Annotated in this window: 7 protein-coding genes; 4 read left to right on the forward strand and 3 right to left on the reverse strand. The window is 70.9% G+C overall.

All coding sequences use genetic code 11. The annotated features are described in order from the left end of the window. Positions 1–7: 7 nt before the first annotated feature. Positions 8–733, forward strand: coding sequence for a CAP domain-containing protein (locus ADY59_RS47745; protein WP_053175430.1), 726 nt, complete (start codon positions 8–10; stop codon positions 731–733). A gap of 13 nt (positions 734–746) precedes the next feature. Here ADY59_RS47745 and ADY59_RS34490 read toward each other — a convergent pair whose 3' ends face one another. Beyond that, a complete protein-coding gene (locus tag ADY59_RS34490; RefSeq protein WP_049571356.1) occupies positions 747–986 on the reverse strand; it encodes a hypothetical protein in 240 nt (79 codons plus the stop codon). Positions 987–1,142: 156 nt separating this feature from the next. Between ADY59_RS34490 and ADY59_RS34495 the strand changes: the two genes are divergently transcribed. From ADY59_RS34495 to ADY59_RS34505, 3 genes are all read left to right on the forward strand, one after another. Continuing rightward, positions 1,143–2,441 carry an ABC transporter substrate-binding protein gene (locus tag ADY59_RS34495; protein ID WP_049571359.1) on the forward strand — a complete coding sequence of 433 codons (1,299 nt, stop codon included), beginning with the start codon at positions 1,143–1,145 and terminating at the stop codon, positions 2,439–2,441. Positions 2,442–2,505: 64 nt separating this feature from the next. Continuing rightward, on the forward strand, positions 2,506–3,378 hold the full coding sequence (locus ADY59_RS34500) for a carbohydrate ABC transporter permease (protein ID WP_231619032.1): 873 nt from the start codon (positions 2,506–2,508) through the stop codon (positions 3,376–3,378). Beyond that, complete coding sequence (locus ADY59_RS34505) at positions 3,375–4,214, forward strand: carbohydrate ABC transporter permease (protein ID WP_049571364.1); 840 nt, start codon at positions 3,375–3,377, stop codon at positions 4,212–4,214. Before ADY59_RS34500 ends, ADY59_RS34505 begins: the two co-directional genes overlap by 4 nt. On the opposite strand, the gene ADY59_RS34510 is transcribed toward ADY59_RS34505, so the two are convergent. Next, the gene (locus tag ADY59_RS34510; RefSeq protein WP_082310625.1) at positions 4,177–5,220 is read right to left on the reverse strand and encodes a 2-hydroxyacid dehydrogenase; all 1,044 of its coding nucleotides are present in this window, start codon (positions 5,218–5,220) and stop codon (positions 4,177–4,179) included. The two genes, ADY59_RS34505 and ADY59_RS34510, sit on opposite strands and share 38 nt — an antisense overlap. Beyond that, the gene (locus ADY59_RS34515; protein ID WP_049571367.1) at positions 5,217–5,831 is read right to left on the reverse strand and encodes a histidine phosphatase family protein; all 615 of its coding nucleotides are present in this window, start codon (positions 5,829–5,831) and stop codon (positions 5,217–5,219) included. The genes ADY59_RS34510 and ADY59_RS34515 overlap by 4 nt, the downstream gene beginning before the upstream one ends. Between the last annotated feature and the right edge of the window lie 169 nt (positions 5,832–6,000).

Raw genomic sequence — 6,000 nt, forward strand, 5'->3', positions numbered from 1 at the left:
CAGGATCTTGTCCACGACCATCGGCCTCGGCCTGACCGCCCTCGTCGGCGTGGCCGTCGTCGTCGACGCCCGCGCCGCCGAGCCCCGGAACGTCGCCGCGACGTCCAGCCCGCCCCCGGCGCCCGCCGGGAGCGAGGAGCCGGTGATCAGCAGGGAGGGCGAGCCGGACGAGGAGACCGCCGAGCCCACGCCGGTCCCCGGCCGCACGACGAGCAGGCGGGCCGGCCCGAAGGACACCCCCAGGCCCACCAGGACGCCCGGCACGCGTAAGTCGGCGACCGCCGCCGCCGAGCCGAAGCCGGCCCCGACCAAGAGAACCCCCACCAAGCCCGCTCCCGCCAAGCGGTCCGCCGCCGTGGGCACCAACGCCGAGAACGAGGTCGTCAGGCTCACCAACGCCGCCCGCGCCAAGGCGGGCTGCAAGCCGCTCAGGCACGACCCCGAACTCCGCGCGGCGGCGCTGGCCCACTCCAAGGACATGGTCGCCCGCGACTACTTCGACCACGAATCGCCGGACGGCGAAGGGCCGGGGGACCGCATCCGTGACTCGGGCTTCGCGCCGATCGGCTCGTGGGGCGAGAACATCGCCGCCGGGCAGCGCACGGCCGCGGAGGTCGTGGCCGGCTGGATGGACAGCCCCGGCCACAAGGCCAACATCCTCACGTGCGGCTACACCCACATCGGCGTCGGCTTCGCCGGCGGGCACTGGACCCAGGGCTTCGCCAGTCACTGACGGGACCCGGTGATCACCTGTAGGCCGACGCCTGCAGGGTGTAGAGGTCGGCGTAGAGGCCGCCGAGCAGGCTGAGCCCGACGGTCGCCGCGGTGTCGCGGGGGCCGGCCCGCCACGCCATGCCCATGGCCTGGCGGACGAGTGAGGGGAGTCGCCTCGCGATGACGAGGAACCCCACGTCGGCCATCGTGTCGGTGTGCGCGTGCCAGTCGGAGAGGGAGATCTCGCCCAGTTCGAGGGGCTCGTCGGCCATACCTGGAAGTGTGCCCGCGGCCACCGACAGTTCTCAGTATGCGGACCTGTTATCCGCGCATGCCTTGACGCGCCGGAGTGCGAAGTGCGTTGATTGCCCTACTGACAACGTTGTCAACTCACCAACTCGGGGGATTTCTCGAAGGGATGGTGTGCGATGAGACGACGGTGGACGGCGACCGTCGCGATCACTTTGGCCGGCCTGCTCGGGCTGTCGGCGTGCGGCGGTGGCGGCTCCCCGGCCCAGCCGGCCGCGAGCGGCGACGGCGGTGGCGGCAAGCAGCAGGTCGAGGTGTTCTCCTGGTGGACCGGGCCCGGTGAGGCCGACGGCCTGCAGGCGATGCGGCAGATCTTCGAGCAGCAGAACCCGAACCTGACCTTCTTCGACGCCGCGGTCGCGGGCGGCTCCGGCGACAAGGCCAAGGCCCTGCTCGCCTCCAAGCTGCAGGCCGACACCCCGCCCGACACGTTCCAGGGACACGCGGGCGCCGAGCTGCAGGGCTACATCAAGGCCGGCGACCTGGAGGAGCTCAACTTCCTCTACGACGAGCTCAAGCTCGCCGACGCCTTCCCGGCGCAGCTCGTCGAGCAGATCAGCGTCGACGGCAAGATCTACTCGGTGCCGGTGAACATCCACCGCTCCAACGTGCTGTGGTTCAACCCGGCGGTGCTGAAGGAGGCCGGCGTCGCCGGCGCGCCCAAGACGATCGACGAGTTCGTCGCCGCCCTGGAGAAGGTCAAGGCCACGGGCAAGATCCCGCTCTCGATCGGCTCGGAGTGGACGGTCACCCACCTGCTGGAGAGCGTGCTGCTCGGCTCGCTCGGCACCGACGCCTACAACGCGCTGTTCAAGCCCGGCGCCGACTGGAACAGCGCCGGGGTCACCAAGGCGCTGGAGAGCTTCAAGAAGATCATGTCGTACGCGGGCAGCCCCCAGGACGACTGGCAGCCCGCGGCCAAGCAGGTGGCCGACGGCGAGGCCGCGTTCAACATCATGGGCGACTGGGCGTACGGCTACTTCCACAACCCGCCGGACGGCGGCCTGGGCAAGGCGTCGAAGACCGACTTCGACTGGGCGCCCGCGCCGGGCACCGAGGGCACCTACCTGTGGCTGTCGGACAGCTTCACCCTGCCCAAGGGCGCCAAGAACCGTGACGGGGCCGTCGCCTGGCTGAAGGTCGCGGCGAGCAAGGAGGGACAGGACGCCTTCAACCCGAAGAAGGGCTCCATCCCCGCCCGCAAGGACGCCGACCAGTCCCTCTACACCGACTACCTGGCCGACGCGCTGAAGGACTGGTCGGGCGACGACCTGGCCGGCTCCATCCAGCACGGCGTCGCGGTGAACCAGCCGTGGCTGGCCGCCATCAACGAGGCGGTCGGGCTGTTCATCGGCACCCAGGACGTGGCCGAGCTGCAGAAGGGCCTGGCCGCCGCCGCCACGGCGAACGCCCAGTGATCGGCGGGTACGGCGGGCACGCCCGCCGTACCCCCTCTGGAAAGGGAGGCAATCGTTGAGACGGGTGCGCGCCTGGCTCCCGGGGCTGCTCCTGGTCACGCCGTCGATCGTGGCGATCGGCGTGTTCGTGTACGGCCTGCTGGGCTGGAACTTCCAGCTGGCCATGACGGACAAGCACGACGAGGTGTCCGAGGGGAGCTTCGTCGGGCTGCGGAACTTCATCGACATCTGGGACCAGGCCCGGTGGCACCTGTCGGTGAACCACGCGATCGTGTTCACCGTCGTGTTCGTGGCGGGTGCGCTGGTGCTGGGCTGGTTCCTGGCGTTCCTGATGGAGAAGGGCATCTGGGGCGAGGGGACGTTCCGGGCGATCTACCTGTTCCCGATGGCCGTGTCGTTCGTCGCCACCGGCATCGTGTGGCGGTGGCTGATGAACTCGGGGATGGACGAGCGGGCGGTCGGGCTGAACCGGCTGTTCGACGCGATCGGGTTGCCGCAGTGGGAGTGGTTCCGGAACCAGGAGTGGGGCATGGCGGCCATGGCGCTGCCGGCCGTCTGGCAGATGTCCGGATATGTCATGGCGCTGTTCCTTGCCGGGTTCCGGGGCGTGCCGGAGGAACTGCGGGAGGCGGCACGCGTCGACGGCGCCACCGAGTGGGGCGTCTACCGGCACGTGGTGCTGCCGCTGCTGCGCCCCGTGACGCTGTCCGCGCTGATCATCCTCGGGCACATCTCGCTCAAGGTGTTCGACCTGATCGTCGCGGTCTCCGGCAAGCAGATCGTCACCGACGTGCCGGCCGTGTTCATGTGGGTGGCGGTGTTCGACTCCCACGATCCGGCCAAGGGCGCCACCATCGCCTCGTACATCGTGCTCAGCGTCGCCGTGTTCGTGATCCCGTACCTGATCTGGTCCGTCCGCAAGGAGAGGCGCTCATGAGGCACGCGGGCTCCTGGGTCCGGCTCGCCCTGCTGATCGCCTTCGTGGTGGTCTTCCTGATCCCCATCTACGTGCTGCTGGTCACCAGCTTCAAGCCGCTGACCGAGGCGGACCCCAGTCAGGCGTGGAACCTGCCTGGGACGTGGACGTTCGAGGCGTGGGGAGTGGCGTGGGAGAAGCTCGCCCCCGGGCTGTGGAACAGCGTGCTGCTCGCGGTGCCGGGCTCGATCCTGTCGTGCGCGTTCGGCTCCATGAACGGCTACGTGCTGTCCAAATGGCGCTTCCCCGGGGCCGACGTGCTGTTCACGCTGTTCCTGTTCGGCATGTTCATCCCCTACCAGGGGGTGATGATCCCGCTGGTGCAACTGCTGGTCGGGCTGAACGAGCTGACCGGGCTGCAGGGCTTCTTCTACGGCGGCATCCCGGGGCTGGTGCTGGCGCACGTGGTGTACGGCATCCCGATCTGCACGCTGATCTTCCGCAACTACTACGTGACGATCCCGGACGAGCTGATCGAGGCGTCCCGGGTCGACGGGGCGGGGATGCTGCGCGCGTACTGGTCGGTGGTGCTGCCGGTGTCCGGCCCGGCCATCGCGGTGGTGATCATCTGGCAGTTCACCTCGCTGTGGAACGACTTCCTGTTCGCCGTGTTCCTCACCGGGCCGACGAGCTGGCCGACCACGGTGATGCTGAACAACATCGCCGGCGCCCAGGCCACGCCCTACAGCCAGCAGATGGCGGCGGCGATCCTGGCGTCGATCCCCACCATGCTCATCTACGTGCTGCTGGGCCGCTTCTTCATGCGCGGCCTGATGGCTGGCGCGCTGAAAGGCTGACGGCCGGGTTGGCGCAGTGCAGCAGGGGCTCGCCGCGCACGTAGCGGGCCACGTCGGCGGCGACGATGGAGGCGGCCTTCGCGGCCGTCTCCTTGCTCGCGCCGGCCAGGTGCGGGGTCATCACCAGGTTCGGCGTGGTCAGCAGCCGGGACCCGGCGGGGATCGGCTCCTCGGGGAAGACGTCCATGGCCGCGCCGAACAGGTGACCGGAGTCCAGCGCGTCGCACAGCGCGTCGTAGTCGAGCAGCGACCCCCGGGCGCAGTTGACCAGCACCGATCCGGCCGGCATGGCGGCGATCCGGCCGGCGTCGATCATGCCGATGGTCTCCGGGGTGGCGCGGGCGTGCAGCGACACGAACCGGGAGCGGCGCAGCAGCTCGTCCAGCTCCACCCGGCCCGGCACGTCCACGTACGGGTCGAAGACCAGCACCTCGGCCCCGAACCCCTGGAGCATGCGGGCCACCCGGCGGCCGATCGCGCCGTAGCCGACCAGGCCGACCGTGCTGCCCTCCAGCTCGGGGCCGACGTTGTCGTAGATGTAGTAGTCGCCGCGCCAGACGCCACCGGCCAGGTCGGCGTGCGTCCGCGGGATGCGCCGGGTGGCGGCCAGCAGCATGGCCAGCGTGTGCTCGGCGGTGGCGACCGCGTTGCGGCCCGGCGCGAACGTCACGGCCACGCCCGCCTCGGTGGCGGCCTCCAGGTTGGCGTTCACCGGGCCGCCCCGGCTCACGCAGAACAGCCGCAGGTCCGGGCAGGCGTCGAGGACGCGCCGGGTGAGCGGCGCCATCTGGGTGACGCACGCCTCGACGCCCTGGAGCGCCTCGATCAGCTCGTCCTCCACGTCCGACGCCTCGTCGACCTCGCCCACCCGGCCGAACGGCACCACCGGCCACGGCAGCGTGAGCTCGCCGGCCAGCACCTCGCCGGGCACCTCGCGGCGCAACGCGTCGATGAGCAGGTCGTTGCGGACGAAATGGTCGCCGGCGGCAAGGACTCGGATGGTCAACGCAAGGCTCCAATCGGGGAGTTGTACTTCAGGACCGCGACCTGCTCGCCGCGCAGGCGCAGCTCGGTGAGCGCGCAGTTGTCCAGGCGCGGGAACAGCCGCCGGTACTCGCCGAGCGGCACGCCGATCAGCCGGCACAGCGCGATCCTGATGGCGGTCGTGTGCGCGACCACGAGCACCCGGCCGCCGGGGCAGGCGGCGGCGATGTCACGCAGCGCGGCGGTGAACCGGTCGGCGGCCTCCACCGGCCGCTCGCCGCCGGGCAGCGGGTTCGCGCCGGGGTCGGCCTCGAAGGCGGCGCGGGCGCCGGGGAAGCGCTCGCGCATCTCGTCGGCGGTCAGCCCCTCGCCCCTGCCGAAGTCGAGCTCCCGCAGGCGTTCGTCCACCCGTAGCTCCACGGCCGCCGCCTCGGCGCTGCCCGCGGCGGTGATGCGGGAACGGCTCAGCGTCGAGGCCCACACGCCGTCCAGCCCGGCGGTGCGCGCCCAGCCGGCCAGCCGTGCGGCCTGGTCGTGGCCGCGCGGGGTCAGCTCGATGTCGCTGACCCCGGCGTAGCGGTTCTCGGCGTGCCACACGGTCTCGCCGTGGCGTACCAGCACCAGGTCCGTCATCGGGCGCTCCTTTCACGCGCGTGGGCGGCCGCATGCGGGGGCAGCCAGCCCCGGGTCTCCAGTTCGGCGACGAAGCGCAGGTACGGCTCGCGCGGGTCCGCCCCCGACGGGTCGATCACCGCGCGGGTGCGGACCCTGTCTCTTATACAACTCTGACGCTGCCGACGAA

Source organism: Nonomuraea sp. SBT364 (assembly GCF_001083785.1).
Classification (GTDB): Bacteria; Actinomycetota; Actinomycetes; order Streptosporangiales; family Streptosporangiaceae; genus Nonomuraea.

Bases quoted from the DNA above. Each gene is read 5' to 3' on its own strand.
- ADY59_RS34490 (WP_049571356.1), bottom strand. From the start codon at position 986: ATGGCCGACGAGCCCCTCGAACTGGGCGAGATCTCCCTCTCCGACTGG.
- ADY59_RS34495 (WP_049571359.1), top strand. From the start codon at position 1,143: ATGAGACGACGGTGGACGGCGACCGTCGCGATCACTTTGGCCGGCCTG.
- ADY59_RS34505 (WP_049571364.1), top strand. From the start codon at position 3,375: ATGAGGCACGCGGGCTCCTGGGTCCGGCTCGCCCTGCTGATCGCCTTC.
- ADY59_RS34515 (WP_049571367.1), bottom strand. From the start codon at position 5,831: ATGACGGACCTGGTGCTGGTACGCCACGGCGAGACCGTGTGGCACGCC.